The organism is Porphyromonas vaginalis (assembly GCF_958301595.1).
Taxonomy (GTDB): Bacteria; Bacteroidota; Bacteroidia; order Bacteroidales; family Porphyromonadaceae; genus Porphyromonas; species Porphyromonas vaginalis.
This window is the reverse complement of sequence record NZ_CATQJU010000001.1, coordinates 613,340-629,686: the sequence shown is the minus strand read 5'-3', so window position 1 is coordinate 629,686 and position 16,347 is coordinate 613,340. Positions and strand designations below refer to the sequence as shown.

Below are 16,347 nucleotides of genomic sequence, written 5' to 3'. Positions count from 1 at the left end.
TTCGCTTTTATGCAACAGTCTCTTAGTGGCACTACTCCTCTGGCTCCCTGCGCAGAGCCTAGCGCAGGAGCTGAATGCGCGTGTCACGGTCAACGTGGATCGTCTCGGCTCCTCTGCCGATCAGGCGATCGTGTCCGACTTGACCCAGCAGTTGACCGAGATGATCAACCAGACGCGATGGACGAATGCCACCTTCTCGCCAATGGAGCGGATCGAGTGCGCCTGGGGACTGAACCTCGTGAGCGTATCTGACGATGGTCTCTATACGGCCGAGCTAAGCATATCCGCACAGCGCCCCGTCTACGGAGCCTCCTATACGACCCCACTGCTGGTGCATCTAGACCGTGAGCTAAACTTCCAGTACGCTCCCTACCAGCCGCTCGTCTATGCGCCCACACAGATTGACAACAATCTCGTGGCGACGGTCGCTTTCTACGCTTATCTCATCTTAGCCTTGGACTTTGACTCCTTCGCACCTCTCGGGGGCGACTACGCTGCGCGACAGATGCAGCAGCTGGTGGCGACGGCTCAGCAGATGATGGACTGGTCAGGCTGGAAAGCTTACGCCAGCGACAACAACCGCTACGCCATCAGCCAAGCTTACAACGATCCAGCGCACCAGCCGTGGCGCAACTACTGGTACCAGTACCATCGCCAGGGACTAGACCTCCTCACGAGCAACTTACGTCGTGGCTACACCAATATATTAGAGCAGCTCTCCCTACTCGAGGAGACCTGGCAGGCCAACAGTTTGTCTCCACTCCTACAGATCTTCGCACAGACGAAGCTTGACGAGCTACCCCTTCTGGTCGAAGGTGCTCCACAGGATAGCCGCATGGCTGCTTACAAGACCCTCTCCAAGATCTTCCCAACGGAAGATAGCAAGCTCTCAGCCTTGAAGAAGTAACTACACTCCATGCTGCACAGCCTATACATACGGGACTACATTCTCATTGAGGAGCTTAGCTGCACCTTCCCCACGGGACTCATAGCAGTCACAGGTGAAACGGGAGCGGGCAAGAGTATCTTTGTCTCAGCCCTACAACTGCTGGCAGGAGGGCGTGCCGACATATCGACCATTCGTCAGGGCTGCCAGAAGGCGGTTATCGAGGGGGAGTTCACGCAGCTCAGCCCTCAGGTTATCGAATGGATGCAAGCGCAGGAGCTAGAGACCGAAGAGAGCTGTCTCGTACGTCGTGAGATACGACAGACGGGACGTAGTCGCATCTTTGTCAATGATACGCCCATCACCCTCGTTCAGCTGGAGGAACTGGGCGCACTCCTGCTGGACGTTCACTCGCAGCATCGCAACCTCTTGCTCCGTGAGGGCGCTTATCAGATCGCACTCATCGACTCGCAGCTAGGTGCCGAGGCGCAGCTTGTCGAGGCCTACCACAGCGCCTATCAGCAGTACCACGACAACGCCATACGACTCAAGAAGCTGCGCACAGAGGCGCAGCAAGCCGAGGCGGAGTATGAGCTGAACAGCCGAGCTTACGAGGAGATCGCTGCGCTCAAGCTCGAGCAGTACTCGCTCACTGACCTTGCCGACGAGGCGGAGCGACTCACCCACACACAGGAGATACAGGAGGGCTTGCAGAGCATCCTCGCACTACTCAACAGACCGCATAGCATCGTTGATCAGCTCACCACGGCGCAGGAGCAGATGGAGCAGACCGCTGCTTACCTTCCCGAGCTGACCAATTACACAGAGCGCATGCGGAGCCTCGTCATCGAGCTAGACGACATCGAGAGCGACTTGAACCGTCTGCAGGGCGAGGTCGCCTACAATCCTGCGCGCTTAGAGGAGATCAACACGATCCTAGGCGGAGTCAATGCTTTGCTCAAAAAGCACAACCTCCTATCCCCCGAAGAGCTCGTCGAGTACAGCCAAGAGCTTGGTGCCAAGCTCGCTCACACCGCTCAGTACGAGCAGGAGCTAGCCGCACTACGCACCGAAGTGCTCCAGCAGCGGACAGAGGTGCTCACCCTAGGCAAGCAACTCCACGAGGCGCGCGCCAAGGTCGCTACACAGATCGCACGGAGCGTCACCAAGACGCTCTACCAGCTGGAGATGCCGCACGCTCGCTTTGACATAGCACTCCAGCTCCTCGACAAGCCGACCGAGCGAGGCATGGATCAGGTCGACTTCCTGCTTTCAGCCAACAGCGATCAGCCACTCCGCCCAGTCACCGACATCGCTTCGGGCGGTGAGATAGCCCGACTGATGCTAGCACTTAAGGCTTTGCGCAGTCAAGCCGCCTCGAGCCACGCTGAGCTGGCCAGTTCGCCTGCTATCGTCTTTGACGAGATCGACACCGGCACCTCGGGCATCGCTGCCTCCCGCATAGGCGACATGCTCCACACGATGGGCGAGCACCAGCAGATCTTCGTCATCACCCACCTACCGCAGATCGCTTCGGCGGCCACCCAGCATATACTTATATATAAAGAGGAGACCAACGGCGAGACCCACTCGCACCTTCGCCTCCTCACACCCGAAGAGCGTATCAACGAGATAGCGCGCCTCCAGAGTGGCGACCAGATAACCCCAGAGGCTATCGCTGCCGCACACACATTACTTACAGCACATGATTAAGCAAAAACTCATCTACGGCATACACGCTCTCTCAGAGAGCCTAGCCTCTCATAGCGACATAGACAAGATCTATATGAAAAAAGGAGCCGCCACGGGCGAACTCCTAGAGATCAAACGCACCGCACGCGCTCAGGGCATACCTGTCATGGAGGTTCCCGCCGAGCGTCTCAACCGCTTCACACGAGGTGCCCACCAGGGGGTCGTAGCACTCATCTCGCCCATCACCTACACCCGTCTAGAGTTGCTCATACCGATGCTTTATGACGAGGGGCAGATGCCTTTTGTCGTACTGCTCGACGGGGTCACCGACGTGCGCAACTTTGGTGCTATTGCGCGTACTTGCGAATGCTCTGGGGTTCACGCTATTGTCATCCCCGAGCGAGACAGCGTCTCCGTTACGGCCGATGCGGTCAACGCTTCCGCTGGAGCACTCATGCGCATACCCGTCTGCCGTGAGCGTGACCTCGTGACCGCTTGCCGCTTCCTACGGGATAGCGGGCTACAGCTCGTCGGCGCCGATGTAGACGCCACGACAAACTACACCTCCCTCCCGATGACGCCACCCCTGGGCATCGTCATGGGGTCGGAGCAAAAAGGGATCTCCACGGGCGTCCTCAAGCAACTCACCGACCGCGTCTCCATACCACAGCTGGGACAGATCTCCTCGCTCAACGTATCGGTCGCTACCGGCATCATGCTCTACGAGGTCGTTCGCCAGCACAACGCAAACCTATAAAAGTTCACAATACAATCAGAAGTATACTATGAAAAAAGTAATTTCCACTCCAAACGCTCCTGCAGCTATCGGACCTTACAGCCAGGCAATAGCCTTCGGCGACATGCTCATCACCTCGGGTCAGCTTGGCCTGGATCCCAAGTCTGGTGCTTTCGTATCAGAAGATGTCTCAGCACAGACGGAGCAAGTCTTTCGCAATCTGAAGGCTATCCTCGACGAGGCTGGCTTTACCTTCGATCAGGTTGTCAAGACCACCTGCTTCCTCGCTGATATGGGCGACTTTGCTGCGATGAATGCAGTCTACGAGAAGCACTTCTCAGGTGCTTTCCCAGCACGCTCTGCCGTTGCTGTCAAGACCCTCCCCAAGGGCGGACTCGTCGAGATCGAAGTGATCGCACACAAGTAGAGTCTGTTGCAAAAGTCAACAGGTTCAAAATCTTGCAAGCAATTGTCCAGACTTTGCAGAAAGGATGAAGAGCAAGGCGCTGAGGGTGAGGTCTGAAGGGAGCATACCTCCGTATGTGACCGAAGCCGAATCCCGAAAGCAACACAGCGATTCGCCTTTATGCAACAGTCTGAGGTAGCATCGCCTGCTACACCTCAGTTAATAACAGAAGAACAGCACCCTGACCGCAGTCAAGGTGCTGTTCTTCTTTGGTATGACATGCCCGTCATACCGAAAGTAGGTCAGAAAACTTTCGTTTCCCGACCTACTCGATTCGTTTGTAGCGAGAGAGGGTCACGATCCCTCGACCTCCGGATTATGAATCCGACGCTCTAACCAGCTGAGCTACCTCGCCATCCACAGAGGGGCTTCCCCCTTAGACGATGCAAAGGTACACAATATTTTCGAACCAACCAACGCTTCGTGAAATTAGCTGTTGGCTCTTAGCTCTTAACGGTTAGCGATTGGCTGGTGTTACTGAGTCCTGTAGGGACGCACGATCTGTGCGTCCGTCCCCGTCAAAGCGAAATATCGTCCAGTAGGGACGCACGATCTGTGCGTCCGTCCCCGTCAAAGCGAAATATCGTCCAGTAGGGACGCACGATCTGTGCGTCCGTCCCCGTCAAAGCGAAATATCGTCCAGTAGGGATGCACGATCTGTGCGTCCGTTGTGTCAAAGGTTACAGCGTCGTGGTATTAACGGGGACGGACGCCCTCCCACTAGACACTCTCGTGCGTTCCTACAGGGTGTCGTCACGGCTAGTGTCGAGTCAAGATCGTTCGACAACGGACGCCCTCCCACTAGATACTCTCGTGCGTCCGTCCGTCCAGGACTCGGTCACAGCTAGTATCTAGTCGGAGTGCGTCCGTTGTGTCCGTTGGCTGTTGGCGGTTAGCTAGAGAAACTAGTGACACTAGAGGCACTAGTTCTCCGATACCTCTGATCGCTCTGATAGCTCCGATCGCTCCGACCCAACGCCAGCTTGCTACAATAATTTAGATCCGACTACATATCGAAACGGCACTGTGTCGGTGAAAAGTGATTTCCACGTGGATATTTCAAAATCTCCACGTGGAGAATTTTTATTTCCCAGGTAGGAAATAAAAAACTCCTCGGAGGAATCAAATGAAACTTCGGAGGAAATGAATGACGCCCACGTGGAAAATAAAAAATATCCACGTGGAGATTTGAGATTTTCCACATGGATATTCAAGAAAGGAGGGAATCGGACGAATTTCCCTGTAAAGATGTGTTATTAGAGATTAGAGGTTAGAAGTTAGAGATTAGAAATTAGGGATCGGAGAGCATCGGAGGAATCGGAGAGTTCGGAGGGGGAGAGATTAGAAGTTAGAGATTAGAGGGCTGACACATTAGAGACTGTTGCAAAAGTCAACAGTCTCACAATAGGTGTCCTCGCAGATGCGACCTAGGTACTCCTATATGTAATAGGTGCCCTCGCAAATTCGACCTAGGTACTCCTATATATAATAGGTGTCAGACACAGGGATGAGGCTCTCGGGAAAAAAAAACTTCTCCGAAAATTTGGCGGATTCGGAAAGTTGTAGTACCTTTGCACTCGCAACTCAAAAGAACGGGTCTTCGGAGGTGTCTGGAGAGCCTTGAGTAGTGAGCAAGTTTTGACGATTAGAGTGCTGCTTGTCAGCTTCTTTGTCGAGGTTTCAGATCCTAACGGATAGGGTGCTATATATAATAGTAGGTACCCTCGCGAATGCGATCTAGGTACTCCTATATATAATAGGTGCCAGACACAGGAATGAGGCTCTCGAAAAAAAAAACTTCTCCGAAAATTTGGTGGATTCAAAAAGTTGTCGTAACTTTGCATCCGCAACTCCAAAGAAAGGGTGGTCGGAAGTGTCCGATACATGATTGGAGGTTGGTGACGACGACAGCTGATCGAGGCGCTAGTAGAGCTAACTCAGAAGCTTGCTTAACACGAGCTTCCAGCAAACAGAAATCGATCGGCAAAAAAAACTTCTCCAAATATTTGGTGGTTTCAAAAACTTGTCGTACCTTTGCACTCACAATCCGCAAGAAAAAGCAGTTCGCTCTTCACAAGCTGAAGAGGTCTAGAGCTGGAGCTTCTAACGAGGGGCTACGCTTACGGGAATTATAGAAGCGATCTTTGATATATTTCATAACTAAGCAATCAAAGTGTAGTGGTCTAGATTACATCTAGATCGAGCAATACCTAAGACAATCAAAAATCTAGGTCTACACTGCGAGGACAATAAGCATAATAGCACAATAATCATCTTAGAGACAAGGCTTGAATAGGTGGCGCAAGCTACTGCGGGTCTTGTGTTATAACACAGAGAACAAACAAACAAAATACTAACAATGGAGAGTTTGACTCTGGCTCAGGATGAACGCTAGCGATAGGCTTAACACATGCAAGTCGAGGGGCAGCGAGATGTAGCAATACGTCGTCGGCGACCGGCGAATGGGTGAGTAACACGTATGCAACTTACCTCTTAGTGGTGAATAACCCGATGAAAGTCGGACTAATACACCATACTCTCCTTAGATCACATGAGAAGAGGAGGAAAGATTAATCGCTAAGAGATAGGCCTGCGTTCCATTAGCTAGTTGGTAAGGTAACGGCTTACCAAGGCAACGATGGATAGGGGGACTGAGAGGTTGACCCCCCACATTGACACTGAGATACGGGTCAAACTCCTACGGGAGGCAGCAGTGAGGAATATTGGTCAATGGGCGAGAGCCTGAACCAGCCAAGTCGCGTGAAGGAAGACTGCCCGCAAGGGTTGTAAACTTCTTTTGTATGGGATTAAAGTCGTCTACGTGTAGACGTTTGCAGTTACCATACGAATAAGCATCGGCTAACTCCGTGCCAGCAGCCGCGGTAATACGGAGGATGCGAGCGTTATCCGGAATTATTGGGTTTAAAGGGTGCGTAGGTTGCAAGGGAAGTCAGGGGTGAAAAGCTGTAGCTCAACTATGGTCTTGCCTTTGAAACTCTCTAGCTAGAGTGTACTGGAGGTACGTGGAACGTGTGGTGTAGCGGTGAAATGCATAGATATCACACAGAACTCCGATTGCGCAGGCAGCGTACTACATTACAACTGACACTGAAGCACGAAAGCGTGGGTATCAAACAGGATTAGATACCCTGGTAGTCCACGCAGTAAACGATGAATACTAGATCTATGCGATATACAGTATGGGTCTAAGCGAAAGCGATAAGTATTCCACCTGGGGAGTACGCCGGCAACGGTGAAACTCAAAGAGATTGGCGGGGGTCCGCACAAGCGGAGGAACATGTGGTTTAATTCGATGATACGCGAGGAACCTTACCCGGGATTGAAATGTAGATGCATGAGGCTGAGAGGTCTCTTCCCTTCGGGGCTTCTATGTAGGTGCTGCATGGTTGTCGTCAGCTCGTGCCGTGAGGTGTCGGCTTAAGTGCCATAACGAGCGCAACCCGCGTCGATAGTTACTAACGAGTTAAGTCGAGGACTCTATCGAGACAGCCGTCGTAAGACGTGAGGAAGGAGCGGATGACGTCAAATCAGCACGGCCCTTACATCCGGGGCGACACACGTGTTACAATGGTAGGGACAGCGAGCAGCCATCTGGCGACAGAGAGCTAATCTATAAACCCTATCCCAGTTCGGATCGGAGTCTGCAACTCGACTCTGTGAAGCTGGATTCGCTAGTAATCGCGCATCAGCCATGGCGCGGTGAATACGTTCCCGGACCTTGCACACACCGCCCGTCAAGCCATGGGAGTCGGGGGTACCTGAAGAGCGTGACCGTCACAGGAGCGCTTGAGGGTAAAACTGGTGACTGGGGCTAAGTCGTAACAAGGTAGCCGTACCGGAAGGTGCGGCTGGAACACCTCCTTTCTGGAGACACGAGGCACTGAGAGGTTGAGATATAAGAGGAAGCGATTCCTTAGTATCGAGATCTCATCAAGACCTATCTCTAAGATTGGTGCTATTTTTCTTACAAGTCTATCAGACGCAGTGAGGCATGGATAGGAGATCGTCAAGTAGGTAACACACAATAAAGACAGTATTAGTTATGAAATCCATATAACATGGAGCATCGATGAAGCGAGAGCGACCCTGAGGCAACGCTCAGAGGCTGTCAGCTGGATAAGCAGGCAGGAATAGAGAGCGGTCTCGAGACGTCGTCCACGTGTAGAGCGATAAACCCATGAATAGGATATACGCCCTAGGTCATGCTGAGGTATGACAGACTAGAGAGTCCTATAGCTCAGTTGGTTAGAGCGCTACACTGATAATGTAGAGGTCGGCAGTTCAACTCTGCCTGGGACTACAAAGGGACGATATCTTGTATATCTTATAAGTAAGATGGACGGGGGATTAGCTCAGCTGGCTAGAGCACCTGCTTTGCAAGCAGGGGGTCATCGGTTCGAATCCGATATTCTCCACACGGATGCTAAGACGGAGCGCAAGCGAAGCGAGGCATCAAGTGATCTTTGACATACGTAGCAATAGAAACAATAGAATAGAAACGAGTAACGAGCGTACTTAGCAATAAGTACGAACAAACGAATACAAAGCGAGTAACGATTTTAGATCGTGCGCTAAGTAGTATAACTCAACTGAGATTGTATCGACGTAAGTTGATGCAAGGCTCAAGGCGAAAAGTTATAAGGGCAGATGGCGGATGCCTAGGCTCTTGGAGGCGAAGAAGGACGTGATAAGCTGCGATAAGCTGCGGGGATTGGCACATACGAATTGATCCGCAGATTTCCGAATGGGGCAACCCACTAGACTGGAGGTCTAGTATCTCGCAAGAGAGGTCAACGGGGGGAACTGAAACATCTCAGTACCCTCAGGAAAAGAAAACAAAAGTGATTCCCTTAGTAGTGGCGAGCGAACGGGGAGTAGCCCAAACCGCAGATGTTTCGGCATCTACGGGGTTGTAGGAGTAACACTAATGTACTATACACTTGTAGAAGAACGACATGGAAATGTCGACCATAGAGGGTGACAGTCCCGTATTTGAAACGAGTTTATGGACAGAGTTACCACCTGAGTAGCGCGGGACACGAGAAATCCTGTGTGAATCTGCGGGGCCCATCCCGTAAGGCTAAATACTTCCAAGAGACCGATAGTGAACAAGTACCGTGAGGGAAAGGTGAAAAGAACCTCGATAAGAGGAGTGCAATAGACCCTGAAACCATCTGCTTACAAGCGGTAGGAGCCCCTTCGTGGGGTGACTGCGTGCCTTTTGCATAATGAACCTACGAGTTACCGTTGCCGGCGAGGTTAAGTACATGTAAGTACGGAACCGGAGCGAAAGCGAGTCTGAATAGGGCGATTAGTCGGTAGAGGTAGACGCGAAACCAAGTGATCTACCCTTGGTCAGGTTGAAGGATAGGTAACACTATCTGGAGGACCCAACCGGTAAGCGTTGAAAAGCTTTCGGATGAACTGAGGGTAGGGGTGAAAGGCTAATCAAACTTGGAGATAGCTCGTACTCCCCGAAATGCATTTAGGTGCAGCCTTTGGTGTTTCTTGTATGAGGTAGAGCGACTGATTGGATGCGAGGCTTTCACCGGCTATCAAGTCCAGACAAACTCCGAATGCGTACAAGTCATAGCCAAGGAGTGAGGGCATGGGTGCTAAGGTCCATGTCCTAAAGGAGAACAATCCGGACCATCGGCTAAGGTCCCGAAATCACTACTAAGTTGGACAAACGAAGTCAAGATGCGAAGACAGCTAGGATGTTGGCTTGGAAGCAGCCATTCATTTAAAGAGTGCGTAACAGCTCACTAGTCGAGGATTTTGGCGTGGATAATAATCGGGCATAAGTAGTGTACCGAAGCTGTGGGATGTGAATACATCGGTAGGGGAGCATTCCTATTGAGCAGAAGATACAGGGGCGACCTGTGTTGGATCGATAGGAAAAGCAAATGTAGGTATAAGTAACGATAAAGGGGGCGAGAAACCCCCTCGCCGAAAGACTAAGGTTTCCTGATCAACGTTAATCGGATCAGGGTTAGTCGGGGCCTAAGGATAAGCCTAATGGCGATTCCGATGGAAGAACTGGTTAATATTCCAGTACTAATATATTGAGTGATGTGGAGACGGAGAAGTGACACTACTGCCGACTGACGGAATAGTTGGTTAAAGGGTGTAGATAGTTGGTTTGTAGGCAAATCCGCAGACCGAGTCGAACCTGAGAGTACACTGCGTGCATGCACAAAGTGATAATGTAGGTAAGCCAGCTCCCAAGAAAACCCGCTAAACAATTGATATATTACCCGTACCACAAACCGACACAGGTGGTTGGGTTGAGTATACTAAGGCGCTCGAGAGATTCGCGGTTAAGGAACTAGGCAAAATGGTCCTGTAACTTCGGGAGAAAGGACGCCAGTGGCGACACTGGCCGCAGAGCATAGGCCCATGCGACTGTTTAACAAAAACATATGGCTGTGCAAAATAGAAATATCACGTATACAGCCTGACACCTGCCCGGTGCTGGAAGGTTAAGAGGAGATGTCATCGCAAGAGAAGCATTGAATTGAAGCCCCAGTAAACGGCGGCCGTAACTATAACGGTCCTAAGGTAGCGAAATTCCTTGTCGGGTAAGTTCCGACCTGCACGAATGGTGTAACGATGTGGGCACTGTCTCAACCGCGATCTCGGTGAAATTGTAGTATCGGTGAAGATGCCGATTACCCGCAACGGGACGAAAAGACCCCGTGAACCTTTACTATAGCTTTACATTGTACTTGGGTATCAGATGTGTAGGATAGGCCGGAGACTGAGAGTGGGGCACGCCAGTGCTTCAGGAGTCGCTGTTGAAATACGGCCCTTTTGATGTTTGGGTACTAACTTGCTTATTGGCAAGGACACTGTATGGTGGGTAGTTTGACTGGGGTGGTCGCCTCCAAAAGCGTAACGGAGGCTTCTAAAGGTACCCTCAGGCCGATTGGTAACCGGTCGTAGAGTGTAATGGCACAAGGGTGCTTGACTGGGAGACAAACAAGTCGCACAGGTAGGAAACTAGAGCATAGTGATCCGGTGGTTCCGTATGGAAGGGCCATCGCTCAAAGGATAAAAGGTACTCCGGGGATAACAGGCTGATCGCTCCCAAGAGCTCATATCGACGGAGCGGTTTGGCACCTCGATGTCGGCTCGTCACATCCTGGGGCTGGAGAAGGTTCCAAGGGTTGGGCTGTTCGCCCATTAAAGTGGCACGCGAGCTGGGTTCAGAACGTCGTGAGACAGTTCGGTCTCTATCTGTTGTGGGCGTAGAGATTTGCAGGGCTCTGACACTAGTACGAGAGGACCGTGTTGGACCGACCGCTGGTCTATCGGTTATGCCGCCAGGTGTAATGCCGAGTAGCTAAGTCGGGCTAGGATAAGTGCTGAAAGCATCTAAGCACGAAGCCGACCCTAAGATAAGATCTCATTGAGGGTGGTCAAAGACGATGACCTTGATAGGCTACAGGTGTAAAGACAGTAATGTCAAAGCCGAGTAGTACTAATTACCCGAACGATTCGCTAAGAGAGTTGAGTTATACGACTTACTTAGAGTGTATGCCTAAAAACGAAGCAGCGTATTCGTGAGTTTGCAGCTATGTTGACTCAATCGCTATCTAGAGTAACTATATAAGTCTACGTATGTCGCCCCATTAAGGTGGTTATAGCGTTGGGGATCCACCTCTTCCCATTCCGAACAGAGTAGTTAAGCCCAATAGCGCCGATGGTACTGAGTAAAATCGGGAGAGTAGGTAACCGCCTTTCCCATTGCAGAGTCCTCAGATAGGTACGATACCTGTCTGGGGACTCTTTTTTTGCTGTTAGCTTTTGGCTGTTAGCTCTGGGCTAGTGTTACTGCGCCCTACAGGACGAGGTGGGGATGATGAGGACGAAAACAGGACGACGTGGGGATGGAGGGCGAGGGACGCACTATGACTCGATACTAGCCGTGACTGAATTCTGTAGGGACGCACGATCTGTGCGTCCGTTGTCGTTAAATCACGATGCTGTAACCTTTCACACAACGTCCGTCCCTCCGATTTGATACTAGCCGTGACTGAATCCTGTGTAGAGACGCACGAGAGTGTCTAGCCGGAGGGCGTCCGTCCCCGTTAATACTACGATGCTGTAACCTTTCACACAACGTCCGTCCCTCCGATTTGATACTAGCCGTGACTGAATCCTGTAGGGACGCACGATCTGTGCGTCCGTTGTCGAACGATCTTGACGATGTTTCGCTTTGACGGGGACGGACGCACAGATCGTGCGTCCCTACAGGACGACGTGGGCGAGGGACGCCCTCCGACTCGACACTGGCCGTGACTGAATCCTGTAGGGACGCTCGAGAGTATCTAGCCGGAGGGCGTCCGTCCCCGTTAATACTACGATGCTGTAACCTTTCACACAACGTCCGTCCCTCTGACTCGACATTCCCGAGCGTCCCTACAGGGTGCAGTAACACCAGCCAAGAGCCAACAGCTAACGGCCAAAAGCTAAGAGCCAATTTCAGAAATACCGAATATGTAAAGCGAAATACTGATTTTGTAAAGTCCTATTTCAAAAAAGTGTTGTACCTTTGCCCTTGAACGTATACATAAGACCCATATAAAACTATGCGATCACGCATTCATAACATAGTCTTACTCGCTAGCATGCTACTAACCATCGTAGCAATCACTAGCTGTAACCGCTCCCCTCAGGGGAGTGATGAGGAGCTGACACTCCTCATCGCTCCCCTCAGGGGAGTGATGAGGAGCTGACACTCCTCATCAAACTCTCACCTACACACCCTTTCCGCACTATAGAGCAGGGCGCAGCAAACGACTCCTACACTGTAGGCACTTACAAGTCTATCACCCTCTTCTTCTACGATGCTCAGGACAACCCCACCGAGCCTTATCGTGTCGAGCTTAAGAGCGATGCGGATATAGCTGAGGCTATGGGCGATGGCTACAAGATGAAGGTGCGCCAGTCCGTTGCCCAAGTCTCTGCCGTTGCCGGACGTAGCGGTGTCTTGAAGCCCGACAACCTCAATGCATTATCTATATATGACTTGCAGACCCTAGGTGGGGCTGACGATGCAACCAACTCATTCCTGCGTAGCGTACCCTACGTAGCTTCCAAGGCTCCAGTAAAGCCCCTCCCATCAGATCCCAACAAGCTCACTGTAGATCTTGAGCCTAAGCCCAACGTGGCACGACTAGAGGTCTCGGGCGATATAACCATACCTACAGAGTCGCAAAAAACAATCGCTGACTGGATTGTCAATAATAAGATGATTCCTTACGCTAAGGGTGCTACCAATTACTCTTACGTAGCCAGCCCTTGCGAACTCCCGATACGTTATATCGAGGACTTCACCATACGAGGCATATACCTTAATAATTATAAGGAGACAGTCGGAGCTGCCAGCCGCAACTTCCTTGCCTCTGACAAGTACGATACAACAGGCAAAGTCTGGACAGGGCATCGCACAGAGATGCACACCCTCTTTGGTGCGCTAAATGAAACCAACGATTACGCTAAGACGATGACCACCGGCAAGGTAGACGCTTATCAGATCTACCCCGGCGAGGACACTGATCCCGAGGCTCTAGACCACATCATCGTAGAGGTCGAGTACACACTACACACCCGTGTCGGTTACTTCGACGCATTTGTATATAATAAGGACAAAAGCGACTACGTCTATGCTTGCTCTCGTGTAGAGACAAAGCCCGTGCAGAAGCTCAGACGCTTCATCACCATACGTAAGTTCCTCGTAGGCGAGGGAGCTAACGAGAAGTCGCTCGTCTCCTTTGACCCCGGCAAGATATACCGCATCAACCTTAACTACCTCTCTCCGCTTTTCTCGATGAATACCAACCCGGGCATTGAGAAAACGGACGATATCACTGAAATCACCCCACGCCGTGAGCGTACCGACGAGCTGCCCGAGGAAACCACCGCAGCGGTACTTGTCGATGTCTCCGGCTGGACACATATCAACATAGACACCGAGCTAGACTAAACACAAAGACCCAAACGAAGAACGAAATGTAGGGGCGGACCTACGTGTCCGCCCGTATGATATACAACGCTCTGACGAGAGCGGGCGGACACATAGGTCCGCCCCTACAGATTCAGATCCCATACATCCCCACAAATCGTTACTCTCTCCAAACCAGACAATAACCAAATAGTATATTCACTTTTAATCAACAAACAAACTTTATGAAGTACATGAAGATGGCCGCCATCGCCATGATGGCACTAGCTCTGTTCTCCTGCAACAAGAAGGACGAGCCAAAGAATGAGGATGCAATCCTCCGTATCCGCATCAACGACTCTCAGCTACGCACTCTCGAAGGTTCTATCGCTACTGGTGATAAGACTGAGTGCATGACAGACGTCGTCCTAACACTAGACAATGGTGAGGAAATCACGCTAGATGCTACTAAGCTTGCCCAGGCAAAGACCGACGAAGGCTACAAGCAGGATGTGACCCATGTAGTCAACACGGTTGCTCTTACTGCTAATGGTAAGATCGAGGCTACCACAGACATCACGACGCTTCAGGGCAAGATTATCAAGACTGAGGGCATTCAAGAGTCTGACTATAGCAAGGTTATTCCTCTAGCAGCTGAGGCTACACAAGTAGAGGTATCAACTGTTGGCGACAAGACTGTCTACACAGTTACCCTCGAGCCTAAGCCTGCTGTTGCTCGTCTAGAGGTCTTCGGTAAGATCACTCCTAAGGATAACAATGAAGGCAAAAATGCTTTCGAGTCTATCACAGTAGAGCATGTCTATGTCAACAACTACCTCTCTACCATCGCTGGTACTCGCCATATGTGCGTAACCAATGGTAAGGACGGCTTTGCAGCTGACCCTGCTCTCCAGGATGCAATGAACGATGAGATCAAGAATGCTGAGCTAAACGACTTCGTAGCTGGTGACAAGGTCGCTGGCTACCAGCTCTTCCCCAAGAAGGCTGCTGAGAAGGCTGAGGGCGAATTCTTTGATCACGTTATCCTCAAGCTCAATATTAAGTATACCCAAGCTGCTCTAGACGCTAAGCCTGAGCTCAAGGACATGACTCAGCGCTACGTCACAATCGTTCGCTTTATGAAGGAGCAGACGAAAGACCTCGACGGTGGCTTCGAGGCTGGTATGGTCTACAAGCTGAACCTTGATGAGCTCAGCAAGGACTTCAAGACTGGTGATGATGGTACGCCCGATCCTAACAACCCTGACACTCCAGATCCAGAGCCCAACCAGAAGAAGCAGCTCGTTGTCAAGGTTAAGCCTTACACTTGGACGGCTGTCAACATCAAGCCTGACGTAGACGGCAACGGTTACAAGAAGTAATCACGCCTGACGTACTGACACGTACGTCTACAATATAGTTTCGCGGCGTGGCTCTCGCTCCACGGCGGGCGGAGCCACGCTAGCGACACTAACCTTTCCCCAACACAGTCACTGACTATCCCACACACTAGCTACTAGCCACTATCTACTAACCACACTAGATTCACTAGTCCCACTAGAAGCACTAGAGACTCACAAGAGACGAGACCCACTAGAGACCCCTAGCCTCTAACCTCTAACCTCTAACTTCTAATAACCAATCCGCTCCATCACAGCAATGGCAAAGAAAGTACTACTATTACCCCTCACAGTGCTACTCATGACACTCCTCTCCTCATGCGTTTATGAGGATCTGAGCAGGTGTCCCGAGCCACGACTGCGCTTCGTCTACAATGCAGACGGCAGCGACAACGTCCTACCTAACTACATCCAGGATGGCTACCTCTACCTATACGATCAGGCTGGAGCGATATGCTATACCAAGCAACTCACACGTCGAGACTTAGCAGAGGGGATACAGCTACCCGTCTTGACACTCGAACCCTATCGTGTAGTTGTCTGGGGCAACGTCACAGACCGCTCACAGATAGCTAACACAGACCAGCTCGCCAAGGCTGACATCACAGCACAGCCCGACGACAAAGGCATCTACCGAGGCACCGACTCACTATACCGTGCCGAGGCAATGCTAGACCTGTGCAACGATCCGCAGGGCGAGTACACCGTACCCTTCTCATCAGCTCATATCGGGCTCGATGTCGTCGTCAAGGGTTATGACACATTCCACCCCGGTGCGGGTGCGCCACAGATAGAGATCCTATCGGGCGGTACGCACTACACCTTCGTCGAGCATCCCGCCGGCATACCATTGCCCGATGCTCACAAGACCTTCGTCCCTACCCTGGGGCACTCCGAGCGTGACGACATGTATCGCGCACGCTTCGACCTCTTCCGCTTCACCGATGCCCAGGCGCCCGTGCTGCGACTCATCGACAGCAAGTCTGGCAAGGAGATTAAGCGCATAGCGCTCACCGACTACCTCAAGAGCCACAATCTCACCTTCGACAAGCTCCACGAGGCCAACCTCCCCTTACTGATTACCTTCACAGGCACACTAGATATAACGATCAACCCCTTCGTATGGGGCAGCATCAACATCAAGCCTGACAAATATAAGTAGAGAAATTAGAGATTAGAAGTTAGAGGCCAGAGATT

The 16,347-nt window shown here is 51.5% G+C and carries 8 protein-coding genes, 3 tRNA genes and 3 rRNA genes; 13 read left to right on the top strand and 1 reads right to left on the bottom strand.

Annotated elements, in window-relative coordinates; genetic code table 11:
• Positions 1 to 25: 25 nt before the first annotated feature.
• Genes porD through Q2J34_RS02410 form a run of 4 tightly spaced genes read left to right on the top strand, consistent with a single transcriptional unit; the run spans position 26 to position 3,741 of the window.
• Positions 26 to 907, top strand: coding sequence for a type IX secretion system protein PorD (porD, locus tag Q2J34_RS02425; protein ID WP_298887639.1), 882 nt, complete (start codon positions 26 to 28; stop codon positions 905 to 907).
• Between the two features lie 9 nt (positions 908 to 916).
• The gene (locus tag Q2J34_RS02420; RefSeq protein WP_298887642.1) at positions 917 to 2,599 is read left to right on the top strand and encodes a DNA repair protein RecN; all 1,683 of its coding nucleotides are present in this window, start codon (positions 917 to 919) and stop codon (positions 2,597 to 2,599) included.
• The gene (gene rlmB, locus Q2J34_RS02415) at positions 2,592 to 3,335 is read left to right on the top strand and encodes a 23S rRNA (guanosine(2251)-2'-O)-methyltransferase RlmB (RefSeq protein ID WP_298887645.1); all 744 of its coding nucleotides are present in this window, start codon (positions 2,592 to 2,594) and stop codon (positions 3,333 to 3,335) included. The genes Q2J34_RS02420 and rlmB overlap by 8 nt, the downstream gene beginning before the upstream one ends.
• 28 nt (positions 3,336 to 3,363) lie before the next feature.
• Positions 3,364 to 3,741 (top strand): RidA family protein, encoded by a 378-nt coding sequence (locus Q2J34_RS02410; RefSeq protein WP_004331687.1) that lies wholly within the window; start codon positions 3,364 to 3,366, stop codon positions 3,739 to 3,741.
• A gap of 320 nt (positions 3,742 to 4,061) precedes the next feature.
• Here the strand turns inward: Q2J34_RS02410 and Q2J34_RS02405 are convergent.
• Positions 4,062 to 4,135: transfer RNA gene (locus Q2J34_RS02405), tRNA-Met, on the bottom strand.
• Between the two features lie 2,001 nt (positions 4,136 to 6,136).
• Between Q2J34_RS02405 and Q2J34_RS02400 the strand changes: the two genes are divergently transcribed.
• The 9 genes from Q2J34_RS02400 to Q2J34_RS02360 all read left to right on the top strand — a co-directional run bounded on the left by Q2J34_RS02400 (position 6,137) and on the right by Q2J34_RS02360 (position 16,312).
• A 16S ribosomal RNA gene (locus Q2J34_RS02400) occupies positions 6,137 to 7,665 on the top strand.
• 362 nt (positions 7,666 to 8,027) lie between these two features.
• Positions 8,028 to 8,101 (top strand) — tRNA-Ile (locus tag Q2J34_RS02395).
• Positions 8,102 to 8,142: 41 nt separating this feature from the next.
• Positions 8,143 to 8,216, top strand: a tRNA-Ala gene (locus Q2J34_RS02390).
• Positions 8,217 to 8,428: 212 nt separating this feature from the next.
• Positions 8,429 to 11,307: ribosomal RNA gene (locus Q2J34_RS02385) — 23S ribosomal RNA — on the top strand.
• A gap of 129 nt (positions 11,308 to 11,436) precedes the next feature.
• A 5S ribosomal RNA gene (gene rrf, locus Q2J34_RS02380) occupies positions 11,437 to 11,547 on the top strand.
• Together the 16S, 23S and 5S rRNA genes with 2 tRNA genes alongside form the textbook arrangement of a ribosomal RNA operon.
• A gap of 848 nt (positions 11,548 to 12,395) precedes the next feature.
• Positions 12,396 to 12,542: a hypothetical protein gene (locus tag Q2J34_RS02375; protein ID WP_300969188.1), complete on the top strand. Its 147-nt coding sequence runs from the start codon at positions 12,396 to 12,398 to the stop codon at positions 12,540 to 12,542.
• Between the two features lie 179 nt (positions 12,543 to 12,721).
• The gene (locus tag Q2J34_RS02370; RefSeq protein ID WP_300969187.1) at positions 12,722 to 13,792 is read left to right on the top strand and encodes a hypothetical protein; all 1,071 of its coding nucleotides are present in this window, start codon (positions 12,722 to 12,724) and stop codon (positions 13,790 to 13,792) included.
• A gap of 203 nt (positions 13,793 to 13,995) precedes the next feature.
• Entirely contained in the window at positions 13,996 to 15,132 is a 1,137-nt protein-coding gene (locus Q2J34_RS02365) for a hypothetical protein (protein ID WP_300969186.1), read from the top strand.
• 277 nt (positions 15,133 to 15,409) lie between these two features.
• Entirely contained in the window at positions 15,410 to 16,312 is a 903-nt protein-coding gene (locus Q2J34_RS02360; RefSeq protein ID WP_298889654.1) for a FimB/Mfa2 family fimbrial subunit, read from the top strand.
• Positions 16,313 to 16,347 lie beyond the last annotated feature (35 nt).